The sequence below is a fragment of the Acetomicrobium sp. S15 = DSM 107314 genome (assembly GCF_016125955.1).
Taxonomy (GTDB): domain Bacteria; phylum Synergistota; class Synergistia; order Synergistales; family Thermosynergistaceae; genus Thermosynergistes; species Thermosynergistes pyruvativorans.
Genome location: NZ_JADEVE010000388.1, coordinates 108219 through 130802, shown reverse-complemented (window position 1 = coordinate 130802; position 22584 = coordinate 108219). Strand labels below are relative to the sequence as shown.

Here is a 22584-nt window from a genome sequence, read left to right as displayed (position 1 = left end):
ATGTAAGTATAAACCCACATACGTAGTAGAATGACATCGGGAGGTGAAATGGTTGACAAAGGCCATACAGGCACGAAACCTTCATAAGCGTTTCGGCGACCTTCACGTATTGAAAGGGATCGACTTAGAGGTAGAAGAGGGAGAGGTCATCTCGGTTATAGGTCCGAGCGGCTCGGGCAAAAGCACGCTGGCGCGCTGCCTGTGCAAGCTCGAGGACATAGACGATGGAGAAGTTTGTCTCTACGGCAACAGGATCGACGACAAAAAGATCAGCAACCGCGAATTGTCGGGGATGGTCGGCATGATATTTCAACAGTTCAACCTCTTTCCCCATCTCACGGCGCTCCAAAACGTTACGCTGGCTCCTACAAAGGTAAAAGGCCTCACGCGCGAGCAGTCCGAGGAGGTAGGCGTGAGACTCCTGCACCGCGTAGGGCTTGGAGACAAGCTCAACGCGCGGCCGTCTCAGCTTTCGGGAGGCCAGCAGCAACGGGTCGCCATAGCGAGGGCCCTGGCCATGGAGCCCAAAATCATGCTCTTCGACGAACCGACCAGCGCTCTCGATCCGGAGCTGGTCGGGGAGGTGCTCGAGGTGATCGCCCAACTCGCGCACAGCGGCATGACCATGATCATCATCACCCACGAAATGTTATTCGCCAAAGACGTCTCAAGCCGTGTAATATTTATGGATGAGGGAGTTATCGTAGAAGAAGGTCCGCCTCACGAAATCTTCGTGAGGCCGAAGCAGGCCAGGACGCAGTTATTTTTGCAGAGGCTTTTGCCTCACTTCGGCAAAACTCTCGTGGTCGAATAGGAGGTTCGAGGTGTTAGACTTCTCTGCCGTATTGCCGTATTTGCATATGTTCGGCGCGGGGACTTTGATCACGATCCGCGCCTCTATCGTAGCTGTGCTGTTGGGGTTGGCCATAGGCGTCGTGATGGGAGCATTGAGGGTCCTCCCTTTCGCTTTGCCGCTCAGAATGCTCGCCGCGGCCTACGTCTATGTCATCCGCGGCACTCCTCTGCTCATACAGCTCTTCTTCATTTATTTTGGCCTTCCGTCGCTGGGGTTGAACCTCCCGGCTTTCACTTCGGGCGTGATAGGGTTGGGCATAAACTCAGGCGGCTATGTGGCAGAAATCGTGCGCGGCGGCATAGAGGCAGTCCCCAAAGGACAGTGGGAGGCGGCAAAAGTGCTCGGTTTGTCGTATCTTCAGACGATGCGCTACATTATATTGCCTCAGGCGATCCGAAACATGCTACCCGCCTTCGGCAACGAGTTCGTGACCCTCGTAAAGGAGTCATCGTTGCTTTCTACGCTCGCAATAACGGAACTGACCATGGTCGGGCAGCAGGTCCGCAGCGTGACCTACGCGTCATTTGAGACGTTCACTTTGGTAGGCCTGATATATCTTATGCTCACCAGCGTCACGAGCAACGCTCTGAGTTGGATCGAAAAAAGGTGGCAGGTGCGGTAGCAGCGGATTTTATGCCTGCCCGATTATACGCGTCGGCCGCGCTATAGCCACACAGCGCGGTGTGGCTGCGCGCATTCGGTAGGCAAGCCTGCCCCAAGGCGCACTATGTAAGTTATAATTAAAAAAATAAAACAATTTTGAAGGGAGAGGCTATGAGTGAAAGGAAAAATGATTACGGTAGACGGCAATGAGGCTGTAGCGTCCGTTGCCTACAGGCTGAGTGAAGCGGCTACGATCTACCCCATAACGCCGTCTTCGCCAATGGGAGAGCACGCCGACGAATGGTCCGCCCAGGGAAGGCGAAATATCTGGGGCAGCGTCCCGCGGGTCGTAGAAATGCAGAGCGAAGGCGGAGCAGCGGGGGCCATGCACGGTTCCCTTCAAGCCGGAGCCTTGACAACCACCTTCACGGCGTCTCAAGGGTTGTTACTGATGATACCGAACATGTTCAAGATCGCCGGCGAGCTCACATCATGCGCCATGCACGTCTCCGCTCGGACTATAGCGACACACGCGCTTTCCATATTCGGCGATCACAGCGACGTCATGGCCGCACGCGCCACCGGATGGGCGCTTCTCGCATCGGGATCTGTCCAAGAGGCTCACCACCTGGCCTGCATTGCCCACGCCGCCACGCTCAAGGCGAGGGTGCCGGTCCTCCACTTCTTCGACGGTTTCCGCACATCTCACGAGGTATCCAAGATCGAATACTTGGAGGACGAGACGTTGAGGGCCATGATAGACGACGATTTAGTGGCGGCCCACAGGAAGAGAGCCCTCTCGCCCGACCGCCCGTTTATCCGCGGCACGGCCCAGAACCCGGACGTTTTCTTCCAGGCCAGAGAAGCTTGCAATCCATACTACATGGCGGCACCTGAGATATTTCAAGAGACGATGGACAAATTTGCCTCGCTGACGGGATACAGCTACCATCTCTTCGACTACGTCGGGCACCCCGAGGCTGAGCGCGTCCTGGTGATAATGGGTTCCGGCGCTGAAACGGCCCACGAGACCGTTCAATACCTGACGGAACAGGGTGAAAAGGTAGGGCTGATCAAGGTTCGCCTCTTCCGCCCCTTCTCGGCGAAAGGCTTCGTCAGCAGCTTGCCTAAAAGCATCAAAACAATAGCCGTTCTGGACCGCACGAAGGAATCCGGGAGCTTGGGAGAACCCCTATACCTCGACGTGGTGTCGGCCATCGAGGAAATGGCAGCTTCCGGAGAACTACCCACAAAGAGTAAGCCGAGGATCATCGGAGGGCGCTACGGTCTATCGTCCAAAGAGTTCACGCCGGCGATGGTCAAGGCCGTCTTGGACGAAGCCTCCAAGCCTTCCCCCAAAAATCACTTCACCGTGGGCATCGATGACGACACGGCGAAGACGAGCCTCGAATTGGACAAATCCTTTTCGATACCTCACCCAGGTCTCTCCCAGGCGGTCTTTTTCGGGCTGGGAGCTGACGGCACGGTCGGCGCCAACAAGAACAGCATCAAGATCATAGGCGAAGGTACAGACCTCTACGCTCAGGGTTATTTTGTCTACGATTCTAAGAAGTCTGGGGGCATCACCATATCCCATCTGCGCTTCGGTCCAGAGCCCATCCGGTCGACTTACGTGATACAAAAGGCCGACTTCGTGGGATGTCACCAATTCCCCTTCGTAGAGAAATACGACGTCCTGAATACAGCTGCCCAAGGGGCGACTTTCTTGCTGAACAGCCCTTACGGACCGGAAGAGGTGTGGGATCATCTGCCCATCGCCATGCAAAGGCACATTATAGACAAAAAACTCAAGTTCTACGTGATCGACGCCTATCGCGTAGCCAATGAAAAGGGGCTGGGGGTCAGGATCAACACGATCATGCAGACCTGTTTCTTCGCCTTGAGCGGGATATTGCCCAAAGACGACGCCGTAGGGCGCATAAAAGAGGCCATAGAGAAGACCTACGGCAAGCGCGGCGAAGCGGTTGTCGAGATGAACATAGCGGCCGTCGATGCTGCCCTCGATCACATGCACCAGGTAAACGTGCCGGAGCGCATCACTGCCTCCTTCGACTTGCGCCCTCCGGTCTCACCCGAGGCTCCTGAGTTCGTGCGAGACGTTCTCGGCCCGATGATAGCCCTAAAAGGGGACGAACTCCCCGTGAGCGCCCTTCCCGCAGACGGGACGTTCCCGAGCGGCACGTCGCGTTGGGAAAAGCGCAATATAGCCCTGGAGATCCCTCAGTGGGAGCCTGAGATCTGCATTCAGTGCGGCAAGTGCGCCTTGGTATGCCCGCATGCCACCATCCGCGGTAAAGTCTACGAGAAGAAGCTGCTGGAAGACGCACCGGAAGGATGGCGTTACGCTCCGGCAAAGTGGCCTAAGATGCAGGATATGTATTTCACCATCCAGGTAGCTCCAGAAGATTGCGTGGGCTGCGGTCTGTGCGTGCAGAACTGCCCTGCCAAGAGCAAGACCGACGCGAAGAAAAAGGCCATAAATATGACCCCGCAACTTCCCATAAAGGACAGAGAGGCGCGTTACTGGGAACACTTCCTCAACATCCCCGACATCGAGCGCGCAAAGCTTAACACCAAGAGCGTCAAAGACGTAATGCTCATGCGCCCGCTCTTTGAGTTCTCGGGGGCCTGCGCCGGTTGCGGTGAGACCCCTTACGTAAAGCTCCTGAGTCAACTCTTCGGCGACAGAGCCATCGTGGCCAACGCCACGGGCTGCTCGTCTATATACGGAGGCAACCTCCCTACCACACCGTGGACACATAACGACGAGGGACGAGGGCCGGCCTGGTCGAACTCGCTCTTCGAAGACAACGCCGAGTTTGGCCTGGGGATGAGGCTTTCCGCGGACATCCGAGGGGCACGAGCCCGTCAACTGCTTGCGGAATTAGCCGGGAGCATCGGGGAGAGGCTGGTCGACGAGATATTGAAAGCCGACCAATCGGACGAAAGCGGCCTCGCTGCAGTGCGCCAAAGAGTGGCCGAACTGAAAACAAAGCTTTCAAGTCTAACTGACCCCAAAGCAAAAGAATTGGCAGAGCTGGCCGATGACCTCGTGAAGCGCAGCATCTGGATAGTCGGCGGCGACGGTTGGGCTTACGACATAGGGTACGGCGGGCTGGACCACGTATTGGCATCTGGAGAGAACGTGAACGTCCTCGTGCTCGACACCGAGGTATATTCGAATACGGGGGGCCAGATGTCCAAGGCCACGCCCATGGGAGCCGTGGCTAAATTCGCCGCTGCCGGAAAACCCGCCGGCAAGAAGGACTTGGCACTCATGGCTATGACGTACGGCAATGTCTATGTGGCCCGCGTGGCCATCGGCGCGAACGACGCCCAAACGATCAGGGCGTTCTTAGAGGCAGAGTCATATCCAGGCTCGTCCATCATCATAGCTTACTGTCATTGCATCGCCCACGGATACGATCTCAAATACGGCTTGGAGCAACAGAAGAAGGCCGTGGCCTGCGGTCACTGGCCCCTTTTGCGCTACGACCCTCGCCTCGCAGCAGAGGGAAAGTCTCCACTGCAACTCGATTCGAAAGGGCCGCAGATCCCGCTCAAGGAATACGCCCTCAACGAAACGCGCTTCGCCATGCTCCACAACGCCTTCCCGGAGAGGGCTGAAAAATTGCTCGAAGCGGCTCAAAATGGCATACATGAGCGCTGGGCCCTATACGAAGGTCTTTCGCAGATCTTGGGCAGGAAGGAGGATGCAAGGTGACGGACCTTTCGACGACATATTTAGGGTTAAAGCTGAAAAATCCGCTGGTGGCTTCGGCTTCGCCCCTGACCAAACAGCTCAATAACATAAAGAGGCTCGAAGAGGCCGGAGTTGGAGCAATAGTGCTCCACTCCCTCTTCGAGGAGGAGCTGACCTCTGAGAGCGTTAGGCTGCACGAAGGCCTCGAGGAAGGGGCTGAGAGTTTCCCCGAGGCGTTGACCTACTTTCCGGAGCTTCCGCAATACGGCTTAGGACCAGAGCCGTATCTGAAGCTTATAGAAGCGGCAAAGGGCTCCACTTCCATACCCATCATAGCGAGCCTGAACGCCACCTCACCGGGGAAGTGGGCAAATTACGCCCACCGCATAGAGGAGGCCGGAGCCGATGCCCTGGAGCTCAACGTATACGTCATCCCCACAGATCCCCTCGTCACGTCGTCACAGGTGGAGGAAGAGCTGTTGGAGACCGTGAAAGCCGTGTGCGAAGCCGTAGAAATTCCCGTAGCGGTGAAGCTCTCCCCCTTCTACAGCTCCATACCTTGCGTAGCGAAAATGGTGACGGAGGCCGGAGCCAAAGGCATAACGATCTTTAACCGCTTCTATCAGCCGGACCTGGACGTCAAAACGATGGATGTGGTGTCGCGTCTCGAATTGAGCACGCCGCAGGAGCTATTGCTGCGGCTGCGATGGGCCGCCATAACCTCGCCGCGCATAAAAGCGGATATAGCGATAACGGGAGGCGTGCACAGGGGGGAAGACATAGCCAAGTGCATCCTCGTCGGAGCCAAGGTGGCCATGGTCGCATCGGCGCTCCTGAAAAACGGAATAAACCATGCCTCCGTAATGCTCGAAGAGTTCAAGCGCTTCTTGGAGGAAAAGGGGTTCAAGAGCTCAGAGGAGATCAGGGGACATCTCAGCCAGAGGGCCGTGGCGAACCCAAAGGCCTTCGAGCGCGCCAACTACGTGAAGCTCATCAGCTCTTACTGATCTAAAGCGCAGCAAGAGAGGGCACCTTTCGGTGCCCTCTCTTGCTTTTGGCTACAAGCCTTCGTAAAGGTCGTCGATCTTGGCCGCCATTATGAAATCGTTTATCGAAAGCCCTTTTATCGCATGGGTAGTGAGCGTTATGATCACTTTGTTCCAGCGCACCAAAATATCGGGATGGTGTCCCTCGTCTTCGGCCAAAGCAGCCACTTCATCGAAGAAACGCCATGAGCCTTTGAAATCCTTGAACTTAAACGTCCTGCGTATACACAGCCTGCCGTTTTCCTGAGCGATCTCCCAATTGGGAACCTCGCTCAGATACTCCTTCGCCTCCTCCTCCGTGAACGGCGGCACTCCTCCCTCACAGGGTTTGCACTTTTGCTCCCTCAAGTCCATCGTGTGACTCTCCTTCCTCATCTTCAAAGCTTGCTTATGATAGATATGATAAATTATAATTGCTTTGAAAAATGAGCAAATCCGAAGGAGATCGACATGGTCCGACTTATGCAGATGTCCAGCGCGGCCGGTTGAGCGGCCAAGATAGGTCCGGCGGACCTACATAAACTCTTAGAAGGACTCACGCAGTCCGACGATGAATCCCTCTTGGCCGGATGGAGGGGAGGGGAAGACGCCGCACTTTGGGCTATCGATGAAGAAAGGGTGGGCATCCTCACCATCGATTTCATAACGCCCATCGTGGATGACCCCGTTTTGTTCGGCGAGGTGGCTGCCGCAAACTCGCTGAGCGATGTCTTTGCGAAGGGCGGGCGGCCCAGAGTGGCTCTGAACGTCGTCGCCTTTCCTTTGAGTTGTGAGCCTATTGAGGTATTGCAGAGCATATTGCAGGGCGGCCAGAAGAAAGTCATAGAGGCTGGCGCAATCTTAGCTGGTGGACACAGCGTAGAGGACCGGGAGCCGAAATATGGCCTCGTCGTCTTCGGCGAAGCGCGTCGCGATGATGTCTGGCGCATCGACGGCGCCGAAGAAGGTGATGTCTTGATCCTCACAAAGCCCCTGGGCACAGGGTTGATTTCGACGGCAGCCAAAGCGGATATGGCCAAGGTCGAACATATAAACGCGGCCGTTGAAAGCATGAGACGGCTCAACGACCTGCCGCTGAAATTGGATGCGAATGCCAAGTCCCGCATCCATGCCTGCACAGATGTAACCGGTTTCGGCTTAGCGGGACACCTGCTCAATATGCTTTCTTCAAAGGACCTATCGGCTGAGATATGCATAAAACGCCTGCCCGTGATCCCAGGAGCCTTGGAATACGCAGAGGAGGGGCTTGTGCCGGGCGGCGGGTACAGGAACCGCAAACTCTACGCTCCTAAAATCGGTGGCTTAGATGGGATTTCATCAGCAGAAGCGGAGCTCTTGTTCGACCCGCAGACATCCGGTGGATTGCTTTTGGCCGTACACCCCGAAGGAAGCGAAATGATCCTTGCGGCATGTCGCGCTTCAGGTTGGCACGATGCCTCTGTAATCGGAAGGTTTATCCGAGGCGATGGCGAGATCGCGGTGAAAGCATAGCCTTAACGCTCCTGAAGGGCCTTGCGCAGTTCTTGTGCATATGAGGAGTTCCTTTCCTCCAGAAGGTTGAGGATGCGCCGCGCCGATGCCGTGTCCCCCACTTTTATATAGGATATGGCGAGCTCGTAGTATTCGGACTCGTTGCCTTTATCTTCGGACATCTTCTCCACAAGGGCGCTATACGCTTCAACTGCTCCGTCATACTGTCCCCAGAGATAATAGGCCTGGCCCAGGAGCTTCCACGCCGTGTTGTCGTCGGGCTCGAGTTTGACTGCTCGCTTCAAGCTCTCCACTGCCCTGTCATATTGATTCAATTTCATATAGAGTTCGCCGAGGCCCATCCAAGGCTCCGCTTCATTCGGAGCCAGGCGTGCAGCCTCCCTCAAAGCGCCGGAGGCATCCTCGAGGTGTCCCTGACTCAGGAGGGATCTCCCGCGCCCCAACAAGGCCCTATGATCCCAAGGAGACATCCCTTCGGCCCTCCGAAAGCTCTCCAGGGCTTCTTCGAACCTCGATTGCTTAAGATAGACCTCTCCCAGGGCGAGCCATCCCTCTACATCGTCCTGATCCGCCTTCACGGCTTTTTCCAAGGCGATGGTCGCCTCATCGTATCTGCCGCACTTGACGAGGGCTTTGCCCAATAGCTGCCACCACCGCGCTCGATCTGGGCGCAGTCCAACGGCCCTTTGAAGTGGCTCTACCGCAGATTGAGGGTCTCCGCCTGCCATGTATGAGAAGCCGAGCTGATACCAATACTGTCCGTCTGCAGGAGAAAGAGCAGTCGCCATAAGGAGGACCTCGGTCGCCTCCTTGTAACGGCCCACCTCCAACAGCGCAACGCCGAGTTTCCCCCAAATGTCCGCTCGTTCGGGAGCTAAGCGGGCACCGCTGCGAAGAGCGCGGATGGCGCCTTCTTTATCGCCGGAGGCCCCGAGCGCCTCTCCGAGCGCCACCCATGCATCGGCATCGGTCGGGACCAAATTCGTCAGGTGACTCAATGCTTCGGAGGCTCCCTTGAAATCCGACGCATTCGCGAGGACAAACCCCAAACGTCTCCACGTCTCTGCGTTATCTGGAGCGAGATCCGCAGCCTTGCGATACGCCTGCGCTGCTTTATCGAACCTGCCTGAGCTCTCATAAAGCGCTCCGACCTTGGACCAAAGCTCTGGAGGTCCGTTACCGTACAAGAGCGCCTTTTCGTAGGCTTCGAGCGCCTCATTTTCGCGCCCAAGCCCTTCAGCCGTCTCTCCTGCCTTAAGCCACAGCGCTGCGTCCTCCGGCGAAGCGTTACAAGCGTTCATATAGGCTCGATAGGCCTCTTCAGGGCGGAAAAGAAGGCTGTAGGCGTCGCCCAAGAGGGACCAACCCTCGGCCGAACCTGGCTCCCCTTCGACGATCTTTTTGAGATCGCCTATGGCATCCTCCGGACGGTTCAACCTTAAGAGGGTCTCGGCGGCGGCGAGATCGATGCGGCGAAGGAGATCGCCGCCGGCTTTGCCCTTCGCCTCGAAGAGATATTCCAAAGCCTTCTCGTAATTCCCACGCTCGTATAAGCTCTTGCCCTCCCTGTATAGTCTGTCAGGGCTATCGCTCCAAAGGAAAAAGAGCGTGCCGCAGGCAAAAACGAGGATCACGATGGCGAGCGGGCGGGTCCTTCTGCGGGACTTACGAGGTTTGGAGTGGTCTTCTTCAGCTTGAACCTGGTGAGGCTTCTCTTCCATAAGGGCCCGCTGAAAAGAGGAGATGTCTTGAAAACGATCTCGGGGGTTGATGGCTAAGGCCTTTATGAGGGCGCTCTCGACGCGCTTCGGAATTTCCACGCCCAAATCAGAGGGAAGCTTTAGAGAGTCTTGGTGCAAGCGATCCAAGGCATCTGGAGGGACTATCCCGGTGATAGCGCGATACAACGTGGCAGCTACGCCGTATACGTCGCTCCAGGGCCCCAACTCCCCGCCGGAGCGATACTGTTCCTCAGGAGCATACCCAGGCTTCACGACGACAGATATGCTGTTCTCGTAAGGAGTCTCCATGCGCATCGCGGCGCCGAAGTCGAGGAGCTTCACCTGTCCGTCATCGGTGAGATATATATTCTCCGGGCTTATGTCTCTATGAAGGAGGCCAGCCGAGTGAACGCTCCTCAGTGAATCCATCACGGGCATCAGGATCTTCAACGCCAATGAAAAAGGTATGCTGCCTCCCTTTTGCTCCAGGTAGGCCTTCAACGTTATTCCGTTAAAATAGCTCGTCACCATATAGGCCGTGCCGTTGGCCTCGAAGTAATCGCGAACCGACATGATGCCAGGATGGTCCTCAAAACGGGCAAGGATCTGCGCTTCATGGAGAAAACTGCGCAGTCCGAGGTCGTAAAGCTCACCAGCCTCTCCGCTGAAAACCTGAACGTAGAGGCTCTGTGGAGCGCTCCTGGTGGCCAAGTTAGCCGGGAAATATTCCTTAAGGCAAACGCGCAAGGCGAGCGAGAGATCCAATGCCATGTAGGTAACTCCAAACCCGCCATGGCCTAGCACCTTGCCCACCAGATATTTCTCTTTCAACACCGTCCCCGGTGGCAGGAAAAGAGGTGAGACGAAAAGACTTTCCCCAGACCACCCACAGTTGGGACAGTCGAGCTCTGGTTCCTTCTTGCCGAGACAATTGAGACAGACCCGCTCGGGCCATATTTCCTCTAACGCTTCCATCTCCAATGCGGACTACCTCTCCTCACGCTAAACGGCTTCCTTTGGGAGCGATACGCGAAGCTCCGTCCTCCCCAAAAGCAAGGTATCGCTATCGTCGAGCGGTTGAGGTTTTTTAATGGCTATACCATTTACAAATGTTCCATTCGTCGAATTAAGATCGCGCACATATAGCCTGCCGTCTTCCAGGAAGATCTCGCAGTGGCGCCCAGATACACCGGCGTCTCCCTTTATGACTATCGCGTTGTCCCGCGGCAGGCGCCCGATCGTAACGGCCGGCGCAACTTCAATGTCGTAATCTTTCGAGGCTTCAGCCCCCTTCACCACCGTCAACTTCAGGCGGATGCTCTTTGCAGCGGTCGAGGATGGCGCTTGAGTGGGGTTAACGCCGGTATGGCTTTCGCCTCCCCCGACAGGGCGAGGTCTCTTCTTGCCAATAAAGAATAGCAGCGCCAGCACTACAATCAAAGCCGCGATCGCCACCAAAACAGGAACAGAGGGCAATGAGGATCGTTTCTTCGGTGCCGGCCTGGCAGCCGATTCGCTTGGCTGAAGCTTTGGAGCTTCTGCCTGAAGTGCCGAGACCCTCTCCGCTGAAGCGGGAGGCGCAGGCGTCATGCCGGGGACTAACCTCAAATCGACGAGGCGCACATCCCTGCTTTCGCGATATAAGCGGTCATTCACCTGTAACACGAACGAAATCCTGTGCGGCTGGCCGTTGGCCTCAAAAGAAGAGACATCCAGCACCGCTTTATATGTGGCACGGGCGCGTGACATAGCCTGACGGAAAGTATCCACGAGATTGTCCTCTTCCGCGACGAAGATCTCCCCGCCGGAGGCACGGGCGAACTCGCCCAAAGTCTCCAAACCCCTTTTCTTGGCCTCGTTCATGGGCGGCACGTAGAAGCCAACAGCGTAGATCGGCAGAGGTTCTTCTGTTAAGCGCCTCAAAACCTCGTCCTTCGTTGCGCTGCCCCTCGAGTCGTCAATACCGTCTGAAATTACAACCAGAGACCTCCGCGCCGCAAGATCGGGGTCTGCGCGCTTGCCCAATTCCAGCCCGTAGAGGACAGCTTGGTGCAACAACGTAAGCTGATCTTGCGCCTGGAGCGACTCCGCTATCTTCTTCAAGTCCTCTTTTGAGCCCGTGTAATCCGAAAGGAGTTTCACCGTCTCTCCGAACGTCACGATCGCCGCCCTATCCTGCGGCCCCATACTGTCTATCCATTCGGAGAGAGCCTTGCGCACCTGAACGATATGGGATGCCCTAAGTGAGCGCGATATATCCACGAGAAAGACGAAGGCAGCCCCTCCATCGTCTGGTGCGAAAGAATTGACTGTAACAGGTTTGCCGTCTAAAGTAGCCACGAGGTCTTTGGGCTCAAGGTCTGAGACCAACGCCCCATCTGCGTCGAGAACTTCCATATAGGCCGCAAGTTCTGGATATGTGGGAGCCATTTGAACTACCCTGAACTTGAAGTCACCTTGGGCGTTGCATGCGGAAGCGAAAAACAAGACTGACACGATGACCGCGGCGATGGTACAGCGCACGCTCGTCCTCACTCCCATTTAAATCGCTCCCCACAGAGAGGGACAAAGAGGAGCTTCGTCTGCCCCAGCTCTATAACGTCGTATGCCTCAAGGGGTTCCGAGAAGACGACTTCCTCTCCATTTTTGTAGACCAAGCCGCGCCCTTCGCCAGCCTGAAGGCGAAAGGCAACTTTCTTGGGATCGTAGATGACATAAGCGTGGTGCACTCGTGATACCGTTTCATCGCTGCGAATACATATATCGTTCGTCGGAGCTCGACCGATGCTGTTTTTCTCGCTTCGGATCCTGAAATCTCTCCCCTTCTCCGGGCCATCGATACAGACGAGCCAGCCCGTTACGGGATCCATTCCCAAATTGCTCCTCACAAGGGCTACCGTCTCGCCTTCCTCTGCGCCGCCCATTGTTTTGAATTCCCCAAGGCGCACGGTCTTTTCGTTTTCGTCCCTTCGTTCGTACTGCGAATTAGCGGCGGGCGCCTTGATGCCTTCGCCTGATCGAAGATTTGATACGTCGGCGCTCACTTCTTCCACGCCGCAATAAGGACAAGAACTGTGCCTATCGTCGTCATAGTAATGCCCTTTATCGCACCTCACCCACGACATGACTCATCCCCCCAACTCGTCTTTCTACCTCGCAATAAGCTAAGGATGGCTCCATAGGAGCTAAGACTATTGCGGTCACGTTGTCCTGATGTGGCAGATCCTTCGCTAAGACGCGCAAGACCAACCTCTCTGCTGCTTCTCGAGGAGAAAGGCGCATTTCTTCCACTATCTCCTCGCTCAAAAGGCCTCTATATAGCCCATCGCTACATAAAAGCACCCGATCATCATCGCGTAGCGACAGAGGCTGAGCGTTTCTGTCCACAATTGGAATCCGCTCCATGCCGAGGAAGCTGGTCAGAGCGCCCCTCTGAGGGTGAAGCAGGGCATCGTTCCACGAGATTTCACCGCTATAAGCCTCTTCGTAAAGCTCCGAGGCATATGTGTGATCTGCGGTAAGTTGGATCAACCTCCCGTCACGACACAGGTATATGCGGCTATCGCCCACCGACACCCAATAAAGGCTCCCTCGGAAGATGACCGCCGCCGCCATGGTAGTGCCAACAGACCCTTCGAGACAATGCTTTCGCGCCAGCTCCACCACTGCCATATTCGCCCTGGACAGCGAGCGCATCAGAGCCTCAACGACGGGCTCGTTCCCCTCTTTGATGACATACGATTCGAGCATCGTCTCCACAGCGAGCGCGCTGGCCTCTCGCCCCAGCGACATTCCTCCCATGCCATCCGCCAAAACAGCCAAAATCCCACCTTTTTCTACGAAGACGGCATCGCTCACGTCAGAGATGGCAAAGGAGTCTTGCTGTTCTTTTCTTTTGCCCCTGTGTTGCGCGTTGCCCAAAAGCAAAGGCACACCCTCCATCTGCCAGAACCCTTCAAAACCCTTAGGAAACGCCGAGCCACTTGACACGGCACTTCCTGAGAAAGAACGCAGGGTGATATGACATTTTAGCCTTGCGCAATCCTTCTATGTTCAGGTCTTGCTCCCTGTTCACCCAGGTAAACTCGGCCCCCTCGTTCAAGAGGAAGAGATAGTTGATCGCTTGATACACTCCCTTATACTGACTGAGACCCTTCTCGAAATGTATCAAAAGCGTCTCGTCATCAAGGCGCTCGCCCACCGTATATGCTACCATTTTTCCTCCCGCGTAGAGCACCCCCCCTATCAGGTTCGGGAGTTCCCGCCAGCGATCAAAAGTCCTTTTTATGGCTACATCCTCCACCACAATGCCCACAGAATTTTTAGCATCTCGGCTTTCGCACCACTCTTGCTGCATTTTCAAGACCTCGGGTATGTGACGCTCTTCTAAGCGGCTGTAGGACCAGTCGTAGTTTTTCATAAACTGCTGAAGGAGATTTCTCTTGCTATGATAGCGGTTTCCCCTGAGTTCGACCAGGTCTTTTACCCTGTAAACATACTCCCACTGCCCTCTGTCGTCGCGGACTTCAAGCTGATCGCCCAAAGCCCTCTTCCAGATGCAGGCCAGCCTTTCGGGAACTCGCTCAAAACACGTCCCTTCCTGAAAACGCTCGAATATCTCCCTCCAGTCCTGGGTTTCCCAACGTCCCACAGGCGCCTGAAGAGCCTCGTAGGGCCGTGTGCACAGGAGCCATACCAAATCGCCATCCCAAGCCCAATGATAGCCGAAATATTCGTTCCACGCCCACAGGTTGACCAGACTGTAGTCACAAGACTTCTGGGAGCAGGAGCTAAAGTAATCCAGGTATCGCATACCCCTCTCCAGAGAGAAGGGCTCACATGCCACAGTTGCCTCTTTCGCCATGATCCTACGCCTTGGCCCCTTTAGAGCGGATTGCATCGACCGCAGCTTTGCAGACGCTGCCGAAGAGGATGCTGTCCATGCTGTAGCCTATATACTGGAAGCCTTGCTCGATGCGCGCGAGCGCATCGTCCACGGTGGCTACGAATATGCCTGCCACTTTCCCGCTCTTGCGAATCATCTCCAATGCGCGGTCTATGGCGTCTCTCACTACAGCGCTGTCTACCTTGCCGGGCACGCCCAACGATTGCGACAGGTCGTAAGGGCCTACGAAAACCACATCCACGCCGTCGACCGCGGCGATCTCGTCCAGGCACTCTAAGGCCAACTTGTTTTCGCAGTGCACGATCACCATGGTCTCTTCATTCGCCTCAGCGATGTAACTATCCAGAGAGCACATGCCATAACCCGAAGCCCTCGGGAAGGCCACGCCCCGCGTTCCTCTGGGATAGTATTTTGCAAAGCTCACGACCCGTTCCGCCGCTTCGGGTGAATTGACCTGAGGCACTTCTATGCCGTAAGCGCCCACATCGAGCGTCCGTAATATTGTGGTCTCCCCCTGATCCGTAACACGGACGATGGGGACGATGCTTCTTACCTCCGCCGCACGTATAAGATGTTGTATAGACTCCGGGCTCATGGGCCCGTGCTCCGTGTCGATGACCAAAAAGTCGAAGCCGGAAAGCCCCATGATCTCCACCAAATCCGGGGAGTTTATGCCCAAAAAGGGACCTATAGCGAACTCCCCTGCTTCAAGCTTGTCCTTTAGCGTGTTCTTCACCACGTCTGACACTCCTCGCAAGATTTCTATTTTTAGTCTAATTTAAACCTTTACCCGCAGATCCGCAATAGCTCACAGGCTAAAAGAAAACCAGAAGGGGAACCGAAGGTGAGCTTCCGGTTCCCCAAGATAGACCTTTAAAGGTCGAACTATGCCTAAAACCTTTTCTTGGGCGGCTTAAATATGAAGTATAACGACACCAGCGCTAAAACTATTGCTAATATCGACAGAAACGTTACGGTAGATGTGGAGGATTTAACGGAGTCGATGGTGCTCTTCAGTTGATCCTGGCCAGCTTTAATTTCTTGTATAGCCGACTCCAGGCTCTTAATTCTGCCTTCAATCGCATCTTTCTCCTTCACTGTGGCCACGATAGGCTTTACAATCTCCTGAACCGGCGCAATTTCCTCCTTGAGCGAGGCAATGGCTTGTTCAGTCTGCGCGCGGAACTGCTCCACATCTCCTATTTTAGCGGCCAATTGGTTAATATCTTTAGAGATGCCGCTTATTTGGGATGCGATTTCATCCAAGTGTTGTTCAAGGCCTTGTGTCTGCGCCTTAATTGTACCCGTCTCCCCTTCGAGAGTCTGAACCCTGCTCGCAAGCTGAGCGTCAGCAGAGGAAAGGCTCTCCTGGAGCTGTTTCCTGACGCTCTCTCCCTCAGCAAATCTTGCTTCCAACTCCTTCACGGAATCGCCCAGGGTTTTGGCTTCCTTCACGCTCTTCTCGAGCTCTTTTATAGTTGATTCAACGCGCCCAACTCGCTTTTTCAGGTCTTCAACCTCGCTCGATATAGCCTCCCCACTTTCCTTTGTAGCGCGCACATCCTTAGAGAGGGCTTCCATATTGCCCGACAACGACTCAAGTCCGACAATCTTGTCATCTAAGGCCTCGAGCTTCTGTGTCAACGCTGCGTTTTTATCCTCCATACCCCTAACAATCGTCTTGAGTTGATCGGTTTCTCCCTTCAGAATCTCTGCCTGTTGCTTTAGGAATTCACTTTCCTCTCTTGCATACGACTCCAAAACCTCAAGTCTCGCCGCGAGGTCTCCTAATAAGGCGTCGCTCTGAGAAAGCTCGTCACCGATCTTTGCCACATCCTGAGAGAGCGAAAGCGTCTTGTTAAGATCGTTCCTGAGGGCCGAGATTTCTCCTCGCATCGATGATACTTCGCTTTCGAGGGCTGTCAACCTCTGCTGTTCTTCACCCGGGACCTTGGGTTCTTGAACAGATTGTAAAATTTCGTCCACTTTTGCGGAAAGCTCGTCCACTCTCTCGGAGAGCTCCTCAATCCTGCTTCCCAAAGCCTCAGGTTTTTCTTCCACGTAGGGCTCATTGGCCGCCTGCCCCCAAGCTACACTCGAGGAAACCAGAAGAAAAATGACCACAAACAGATATCTCTTTCGCCAGGACACCATCAATAACACCCCCTTTGTTAAGATTATACCAATTTTGCCACAAACTGCTATAAGACAACATCTTCATTTGAATAGCACATATATCGTGGTTGGCTTTCGGTCATTGCGTCCACAGGTATGAAGTGAGATAATTTTAATCAATCTAAAAAATTCTTACATGCTCGGAATCTAAGGAGGGGATCTCATGTTCAAACACATCTTTTCTCCGGGCAAGATCGGAAGACTCGAGACGTCAAACAGACTCGTGGTACCCGCCATGGTGGCTAACTACTGCACTGATGATGGAAGAGCCACGGAGCGATTCATCGCCTACCACGAAGCGAAGGCCAAGGGCGGGTGGGGGTTGATCATAACCGAAGATTACGCCGTAGATCCCAGGGGCAAGGGTTTCCCAAACATCCCTGGTTTATGGGAGGATGCTCAAATAGATGGACATGCCGCCCTGACCAAGCGCGTTCATAATTGTGGAGGCAAGATCTTCGCCCAGATCTACCACGCCGGCAGACAGACCAATCACAATATAATCGGCACCCAGCCCGTGGCTCCATCCCCGATACCGTGTCCCGTAAACCAGGAAGTGCCGCACGAACTCACCGCAGACGAGATAAAAGAGCTCATCGAGAAGTTCGGCGACTGCGCCCTGCGCGCCAAAAAAGCCGGTTTCGACGGCGTGGAGGTCCACGGTGCCCATGGCTACCTGATAGCTCAATTTCTTTCCCCCTACTCTAACAAGAGGACCGACGAATACGGCGGCAGCTTCATCAACCGCACTCGATTTGCCAGGGAAATCATAGCGAACATAAGGGCCAAGGCGGGAAGGGGCTTTCCCGTAATATTCAGGATTTCGGGAGACGAACTGGTCCCAGGCGGCAGAAATATCGAAGATACCAAGGCCATAGCCACGATACTTGAAGAGGTGGGCGTGGACGCCATCCACGTCTCAGCAGGCGTTTACGCTACCATTGAAGCCATCGTACCGCCCGCGGCCGTGCCTCACGGGTGGATCACCGACTTAGCAGCTCAGGTCAAACGCGTGGTCTCAATACCCGTGATCACCGTCGGCAGGATCAACGACCCCTTCCTAACAGAGTCGATCTTATCCTCCGGCAAGGCCGACTTCGTAGCCATGGGAAGGGCATCTCTGGCGGATCCGGAATTTCCCAACAAGGCAGCAGCCGGCATGCTTGAGGATATAAACTACTGCATAGGCTGCCTTCAGGCGTGCATAGGTAATCTCTTCAAAAACGAACCCATAGGGTGTCTGGTCAACCCGTTAACCGGCCGCGAGACGGAACTCGCCGTTAGGCCGGCCGAAACCAAGAAAAGGGTCTTTGTAGCCGGCGGCGGGATCGCCGGCATGGAAGCAGCCATAGTGGCTGCCCAAAGGGGGCATGAGGTGCACTTATTCGAAAAGACAGACCGTTTGGGCGGCGAATTTATTTTGGCCTCAATTCCTCCCAACAAGGGAGAGTTTGATGCCTTCATCGTGTGGCAAAAAAGACAACTTGCCAAATTGGGCGTCCGGGTGCATTTAAACACGGAACTTACGTCTGAAGCTGTGGAAGCTGAAAAACCTGACGCCGTGATAGTGGCTACCGGCGGAACCCCGACAATTCCAAACATCCCGGGCGTAAACAAACCTAATGTAGTCACTGCCTTCGATGCCCTGTCGGGCAAGGTAACAGTGGGACACAAAGTCATAGTAATAGGTGGAGGCATGGTCGGGACCGAAACGGCAGACCACTTTGCCAACCACGGCAAGGAAGTGACCATCGTCGAGATGCTGCCTGAAATCGCCACGGACGAAGAGGCGGCCGTGCGGCTCTTCCTCATGCGCGACCTGGAGAAGAACAAGGTGAAGGTCTATGTCAATTCGCCGGTGAAGGAGATAACAGACGACGGCGTAATAGTAACGAGAGAGGGCAGGGAAGAAAGGGTAGGTCCGGCCGACACGATAATACTGGCTATAGGAGCCAAGTCTGTGAACGAGCTCGAAAGCGAACTCAGCGGAAAGGTCGAAAGGCTCATCGTTGTAGGCGATGCCTTAAAGCCGAGGAAAGCGCTTGAAGCCGTCGAGGAGGGATACAAGGCAGGACTTGCGGTTTAACGCATGACAACAGGGCCTTGCACATGAAGCTGCTAAGCCGCAAGGCCCTTCAATTCTTTTAGTCCTTCGTTACGAAACGCTCTTCGAGTCCCCGAAGCTTATCGGCTATGCCACCGTATTCGAGCTCGCTCATGGGGAGCATGGCGTTGCCGAAAAAGCCTTGGCGACGGATCTCTATCCCTTTCTTAGAGACCTCTTGCCGCACGTAATCCCAGAAGGGATGGTCAAAAGCGTCAACGGCCTCCGTCAGGTGCCCCTCGTGTACGCAGAAGGCAGCGCAGCTCACTACGGGCGGGCCGTCGAAATAGGATATGGTGGAATTGAGCTTTACGGGCATGAGCGGGCCGTTGTGGCTGCCACGCATGAACCCCGCTACGTAGTGCCCGAGCGCGTATGGCGACAGCACCTCACCCGTGGCGGGAAAGTTCCCCTGCACACGCACCAGCATTATGGGGTCGTCTTTGCCCACATACTTGCCGGCGATATTGTGGAGCCTCGTAGTGCTGGCCGCCGTGACCTGTTCGCCGCTTTCCTTGGAATATACGGCAGCGACGACGAAGCGCTCGGGATCCCTCAAGAGGGCGGCGATGTCGTACAGCTCCTCAGGTGCGTTTAATGTGATTATCCTATCTTTTTCCGTATAACTTACGTCCATGATCTCGAAGCGGAAGCCCTTCGCCATCTTCGACGAAAGGATGAGGCCACTGCAATGCATGGGGTCACAAAATCCGAGGTAAAGCGGGAGGTTATAGGCACCCGGATCGGTCTTGTCTGCGGCGAAGAAAAGGAAGGGTTCGTTCGGCCTCTCGTCGAACTCGAGCTCAGCCACAGCCGGGCCTAAGCCCTTCACGTTGCCCGAAAAGGCATCTTTCAAAAGGTCTTGGCCTGCGCCGTAAAGCCCTTGTTTTTTTGCGAGATTTGCCCCTTCCATGAGCGTATCCCAAGCCATCTTGTGAATCTCAGAGCTGTTCTTGCCCTTATTGTGAGTGCACAGTATCGCTATGTCGTCGCCTGTATGCGAAACGTAACAATCGATGATGAGCTTGCCCTTTTCGGCTTCGACTCGCGACTTAACCAATTTGAGAAGCCCCTCGCTCGGCTTTAAATGCCCGCCGATGCTTCCTATATCCGCCTTAATGACCGTCACCGTGGTCCTCACAAAAACCCCTCCTTACGAGAGCGTTATTGGTGAGGGTTTACAAAAGTGAACCCTCAAGTCAAAACTTGCTTGGAACTGAATCATCTGGCGGAACACTACATTTATACTTGAGGTATGACGAAAGTGTCAAGCCTCTGCGATATATTCTGAAAACTATAACAATTAAAGCGCTCTCCAATTTGTTGTGGCGTTAAATTGCTTCATGCTACGTCGAGACGCCTTAGTAGTTCGCTGAAATCCAGATCGCGACGTATGCCCCAACGCGTCAGCGAGAAGTCGTAGCGCACCGGGTCTTTTGGGGAAATAACCTGAAAGGCTCTGGTAAGTTCGACGGCTGCTTTTTGGTCTGGCGCCTTATGAGAGATCCACCCAAGCGTCCTGCCGAGGCGAAACATGTGGGTGTCCAAGGGTATCAGGAGTTTCGAGGGAGATATCGAATCCCAACCGCCGGGATCAACTTCATCAGCTCTAACCATCCATCTCAGATAAAGGTGCCACCTCTTACAGGCGCTCTCCCTCCCAGGATCGGGAATAAAACCGCTCATTTCTGACAACCTGGCGTGGCGTATGAGGTCATTCGCAAAGAGAGAAAGGGCTTGCAATAGATCCCCGTCGCTCAGGCTTAGGCTTGAGGCGAATGCGCGTTGCAGCGAATCGTGCTCCTCTATCGTCGCCTTGATCCCCCGCAAGAGGGCGACGACGTGAGGACCTTTGACCCATCGATGCCTGAAATCAAAAAACGACGCGGAGAGCTCCTCATCGCTCAGACCCAGCAAGGAAACCCTTGGATGATGGCCAAGTACATCCAATACTATGCCGACGCTCTTTATGATCTGCTCTACCCTGCCGAAGGCGAGCATTGCAGCGATCAGGCCAACTATTTCCCTATCTTCGATATCAGGATAGGAATATAAAAACTGAAGGGGGTCCGGCGGCACATATTCGCGCCGGTTGTAAAGACAATAAACCTCATCGAATACTTGAAGGCATTCCTGCGGTGCGGGCATTGCGCTCAAAGGGCGTTGAAGACGACGGTGGGGGCGTTTTTAGGCGACTTGCCGCGCTTGATGAGATGATAGTTCGAGTAGGTAAGCGGTGTACCTCCCTCTTTGAGCGCCCTTGCCATGACGACTTCGCCCACGACGAGCTTATGAGTGTAGACCTCCATTATGTTTATGACCTTCGCCTCGACGATGGCCAGGCAATGGTCTATCACTAACGGTGTGCCCAACTCTCCAGTGATGTATTCGCAGTCGCAAAATTTGTCGATGCTGCGGCCACTCTTAAAGCCGAAATTGCCTATGAACGTCATGGGCACATCTTCTTCCAGCACCGATATGCCCATTATGCCGCTTTTTTCTACCAACGTTGTGGTCAAATTATCTTTATGCATCGCAGCAGCGATGCATATCGGCTCGGCCGTTATTTGCATAACGGCGTTGGCGATCTGACCGTTGAGCTTTCCTTCATATGCGGTGCTCACGATATACATTCCATACGTCAAGCTGAAAAGCGATTCGAGCTGAATCTTCTCCTCGGCCATAACAACTCCCCCTTTGTTTATCTTTAGAAACAGTCCAAACTATGTTTAAAAAAACCATGAGGGAGGCATGGTTAAACCTTGCCTCCCTCAAATTTTAACCCAATTTAACGCTTTCTCACTCGCCCCTCTCTCCGAGAGCGTGATCGAGCATGAAAAGGGCATTCTTAGAGTCGCCGACGAGCTGCAGTTTTCGGACGATGCTCTCAGCGGCAGCCTCCTCTTCCACCTGCTCTTTGACGAACCACTGCAGGAATTCCTGAGTGGGATAATCTTTCACCTCGATTGCAAGCGCCAATAGATCGTGTATGCGCTTCGAAACGACCTGTTCGTGCTTAAAGGCATCTTCAAACGCTTCGAGAGGAGAAGACCATTCCGTCTTCGGTCCGTCTATGGGTAAGAGGTTCACCTTCTGCCGCCTCGCGTTTATAAAATTGTAAAAACGCTCGGCGTGCTCAAGCTCCTCTTTTGCCTGAACCTTCATCCAGTGAGCCATCCCGGTCAAGTTTTCCGACTCGAACCAAGAGGCCATGGAAAAATACAGATACGCCGAATAAGCTTCCGCGTTGAGCTGTTCCTGTAAAGCCTTGAGCAATTTCTCGTTCACGGTTAACACCTCCACTTATTCAAAATCATTGCATTTTGCGAAGTATATGTATCACATCAAAGCCGCCCGTGTCAATCGAACCCGAAAAAACCACTGATGCGTGATCAGTGATCAGTAATGCGTGAAGCACAACAACTAAGAAACAAACGATGCCTCTGTTTGTATAACTCCCCCACCTCTACATTCACACTCACTTTCACTCATCACTCATCACTGCCCTGTCCCCTATAGTCGGGGCTAAAAACAGTGATGCGTGATCAGTAATGCGTAAAGCGTGAAAAGAATGGTTGTCCCTCCATGTGGTCGATTCATAAAACTACACCCACATTCACACTCGCTCTCACACTCACCCTCACATTAACTTCCACTCTCACATCCATTCACTACTCATCATAAGGCAAAATGGTCGATAATAATGATGGGCGTCCTTTAGGAGGTGAGGCTCCGATGGACATAGAACGCATAGGTGCTGCTCAGGCTCAGGACGTTCAATTAGCCGTTCAGTATGCGACGTTTAAGCAGGTAGCGGAGCTGCAAAAGGCCATGACGGCCCAGCTCTTCCAGAGCCTTGGAATTGGACAAAACGTAGACTTAGAAGCCTAAGGCGCCCGCATGGCCCCTCTGTGCAGAGGGGCCATGCTTTATTTTTTAGGCTTTGCTATAATAAGTT

The 22584-nt window shown here is 54.4% G+C and carries 19 protein-coding genes; 7 read left to right on the top strand and 12 right to left on the bottom strand.

What is annotated here, in order from left to right:
• Window positions 1-52: 52 nt before the first annotated feature.
• The 4 genes from EZM41_RS11835 to EZM41_RS11820 all read left to right on the top strand — a co-directional run bounded on the left by EZM41_RS11835 (window position 53) and on the right by EZM41_RS11820 (window position 6190).
• Window positions 53-814: an amino acid ABC transporter ATP-binding protein gene (locus tag EZM41_RS11835; protein ID WP_198471262.1), complete on the top strand. Its 762-nt coding sequence runs from the start codon at window positions 53-55 to the stop codon at window positions 812-814.
• Between the two features lie 10 nt (window positions 815-824).
• Window positions 825-1478 carry an amino acid ABC transporter permease gene (locus EZM41_RS11830; protein ID WP_342449321.1) on the top strand — a complete coding sequence of 218 codons (654 nt, stop codon included), beginning with the start codon at window positions 825-827 and terminating at the stop codon, window positions 1476-1478.
• Window positions 1479-1646: 168 nt separating this feature from the next.
• Window positions 1647-5204, top strand: coding sequence for a pyruvate:ferredoxin (flavodoxin) oxidoreductase (gene nifJ, locus EZM41_RS11825; protein ID WP_198471283.1), 3558 nt, complete (start codon window positions 1647-1649; stop codon window positions 5202-5204).
• The gene (locus tag EZM41_RS11820) at window positions 5201-6190 is read left to right on the top strand and encodes a dihydroorotate dehydrogenase-like protein (RefSeq protein ID WP_198471261.1); all 990 of its coding nucleotides are present in this window, start codon (window positions 5201-5203) and stop codon (window positions 6188-6190) included. Before nifJ ends, EZM41_RS11820 begins: the two co-directional genes overlap by 4 nt.
• 51 nt (window positions 6191-6241) lie before the next feature.
• Here the strand turns inward: EZM41_RS11820 and EZM41_RS11815 are convergent, their stop codons facing one another.
• A complete protein-coding gene (locus EZM41_RS11815; RefSeq protein ID WP_198471260.1) occupies window positions 6242-6583 on the bottom strand; it encodes a 4a-hydroxytetrahydrobiopterin dehydratase in 342 nt (113 codons plus the stop codon).
• A gap of 96 nt (window positions 6584-6679) precedes the next feature.
• Here EZM41_RS11815 and selD point away from each other — a divergent pair, with 96 nt between their 5' ends.
• A complete protein-coding gene (gene selD / locus EZM41_RS11810) occupies window positions 6680-7720 on the top strand; it encodes a selenide, water dikinase SelD (RefSeq protein WP_198471259.1) in 1041 nt (346 codons plus the stop codon).
• A gap of 2 nt (window positions 7721-7722) precedes the next feature.
• On the opposite strand, the gene EZM41_RS11805 is transcribed toward selD, so the two are convergent.
• From EZM41_RS11805 to EZM41_RS11775, 7 genes are all read right to left on the bottom strand, one after another.
• Window positions 7723-10416 carry a serine/threonine-protein kinase gene (locus EZM41_RS11805; protein WP_232619356.1) on the bottom strand — a complete coding sequence of 898 codons (2694 nt, stop codon included), beginning with the start codon at window positions 10414-10416 and terminating at the stop codon, window positions 7723-7725.
• Window positions 10417-10443: 27 nt separating this feature from the next.
• Window positions 10444-11982: a VWA domain-containing protein gene (locus EZM41_RS11800; protein ID WP_198471257.1), complete on the bottom strand. Its 1539-nt coding sequence runs from the start codon at window positions 11980-11982 to the stop codon at window positions 10444-10446.
• A complete protein-coding gene (locus EZM41_RS11795; protein ID WP_198471256.1) occupies window positions 11973-12566 on the bottom strand; it encodes an FHA domain-containing protein in 594 nt (197 codons plus the stop codon). The genes EZM41_RS11800 and EZM41_RS11795 overlap by 10 nt, the downstream gene beginning before the upstream one ends.
• Entirely contained in the window at window positions 12544-13383 is an 840-nt protein-coding gene (locus tag EZM41_RS11790) for a PP2C family protein-serine/threonine phosphatase (protein ID WP_198471255.1), read from the bottom strand. The genes EZM41_RS11795 and EZM41_RS11790 overlap by 23 nt, the downstream gene beginning before the upstream one ends.
• Before the next feature lie 22 nt (window positions 13384-13405).
• Window positions 13406-14305, bottom strand: coding sequence for a DUF2156 domain-containing protein (locus EZM41_RS11785; RefSeq protein ID WP_198471254.1), 900 nt, complete (start codon window positions 14303-14305; stop codon window positions 13406-13408).
• A 4-nt stretch (window positions 14306-14309) separates the two neighbouring features.
• Complete coding sequence (locus tag EZM41_RS11780) at window positions 14310-15086, bottom strand: HpcH/HpaI aldolase family protein (RefSeq protein ID WP_342449319.1); 777 nt, start codon at window positions 15084-15086, stop codon at window positions 14310-14312.
• Between the two features lie 152 nt (window positions 15087-15238).
• Window positions 15239-16501: a hypothetical protein gene (locus tag EZM41_RS11775; RefSeq protein ID WP_198471253.1), complete on the bottom strand. Its 1263-nt coding sequence runs from the start codon at window positions 16499-16501 to the stop codon at window positions 15239-15241.
• Window positions 16502-16685: 184 nt separating this feature from the next.
• Between EZM41_RS11775 and EZM41_RS11770 the strand changes: the two genes are divergently transcribed.
• Complete coding sequence (locus EZM41_RS11770; RefSeq protein WP_198471252.1) at window positions 16686-18608, top strand: oxidoreductase; 1923 nt, start codon at window positions 16686-16688, stop codon at window positions 18606-18608.
• A gap of 58 nt (window positions 18609-18666) precedes the next feature.
• Here EZM41_RS11770 and fbp read toward each other — a convergent pair whose 3' ends face one another.
• The 4 genes from fbp to EZM41_RS11750 all read right to left on the bottom strand — a co-directional run bounded on the left by fbp (window position 18667) and on the right by EZM41_RS11750 (window position 21914).
• Entirely contained in the window at window positions 18667-19767 is a 1101-nt protein-coding gene (gene fbp, locus EZM41_RS11765) for a fructose-1,6-bisphosphate aldolase/phosphatase (protein ID WP_198471251.1), read from the bottom strand.
• Window positions 19768-19967: 200 nt separating this feature from the next.
• Window positions 19968-20774, bottom strand: a complete 807-nt coding sequence (locus EZM41_RS11760; RefSeq protein WP_198471250.1) for a TIGR02757 family protein — start codon at window positions 20772-20774, stop codon at window positions 19968-19970.
• Between the two features lie 5 nt (window positions 20775-20779).
• Window positions 20780-21310 carry a flavin reductase family protein gene (locus EZM41_RS11755; protein ID WP_198471249.1) on the bottom strand — a complete coding sequence of 177 codons (531 nt, stop codon included), beginning with the start codon at window positions 21308-21310 and terminating at the stop codon, window positions 20780-20782.
• Between the two features lie 115 nt (window positions 21311-21425).
• Window positions 21426-21914, bottom strand: a complete 489-nt coding sequence (locus tag EZM41_RS11750) for a ferritin (RefSeq protein WP_342449318.1) — start codon at window positions 21912-21914, stop codon at window positions 21426-21428.
• Window positions 21915-22361: 447 nt separating this feature from the next.
• Here EZM41_RS11750 and EZM41_RS11745 point away from each other — a divergent pair, with 447 nt between their 5' ends.
• Window positions 22362-22517 (top strand): hypothetical protein, encoded by a 156-nt coding sequence (locus EZM41_RS11745; protein ID WP_198471247.1) that lies wholly within the window; start codon window positions 22362-22364, stop codon window positions 22515-22517.
• Window positions 22518-22584 lie beyond the last annotated feature (67 nt).

Excerpts from the sequence above, each read along its gene's own strand:
- EZM41_RS11800 (WP_198471257.1), bottom strand. The coding sequence starts at position 11,982 with ATGGGAGTGAGGACGAGCGTGCGCTGTACCATCGCCGCGGTCATCGTG.
- EZM41_RS11775 (WP_198471253.1), bottom strand. The coding sequence starts at position 16,501 with ATGGTGTCCTGGCGAAAGAGATATCTGTTTGTGGTCATTTTTCTTCTG.
- EZM41_RS11770 (WP_198471252.1), top strand. The coding sequence starts at position 16,686 with ATGTTCAAACACATCTTTTCTCCGGGCAAGATCGGAAGACTCGAGACG.
- nifJ (WP_198471283.1), top strand. The coding sequence starts at position 1,647 with ATGATTACGGTAGACGGCAATGAGGCTGTAGCGTCCGTTGCCTACAGG.
- EZM41_RS11805 (WP_232619356.1), bottom strand. The coding sequence starts at position 10,416 with ATGGAAGCGTTAGAGGAAATATGGCCCGAGCGGGTCTGTCTCAATTGT.
- EZM41_RS11795 (WP_198471256.1), bottom strand. The coding sequence starts at position 12,566 with ATGTCGTGGGTGAGGTGCGATAAAGGGCATTACTATGACGACGATAGG.
- EZM41_RS11785 (WP_198471254.1), bottom strand. The coding sequence starts at position 14,305 with ATGGCGAAAGAGGCAACTGTGGCATGTGAGCCCTTCTCTCTGGAGAGG.
- EZM41_RS11815 (WP_198471260.1), bottom strand. The coding sequence starts at position 6,583 with ATGGACTTGAGGGAGCAAAAGTGCAAACCCTGTGAGGGAGGAGTGCCG.
- EZM41_RS11755 (WP_198471249.1), bottom strand. The coding sequence starts at position 21,310 with ATGGCCGAGGAGAAGATTCAGCTCGAATCGCTTTTCAGCTTGACGTAT.
- EZM41_RS11745 (WP_198471247.1), top strand. The coding sequence starts at position 22,362 with ATGGACATAGAACGCATAGGTGCTGCTCAGGCTCAGGACGTTCAATTA.
- EZM41_RS11790 (WP_198471255.1), bottom strand. The coding sequence starts at position 13,383 with ATGGAGGGTGTGCCTTTGCTTTTGGGCAACGCGCAACACAGGGGCAAA.
- EZM41_RS11760 (WP_198471250.1), bottom strand. The coding sequence starts at position 20,774 with ATGCCCGCACCGCAGGAATGCCTTCAAGTATTCGATGAGGTTTATTGT.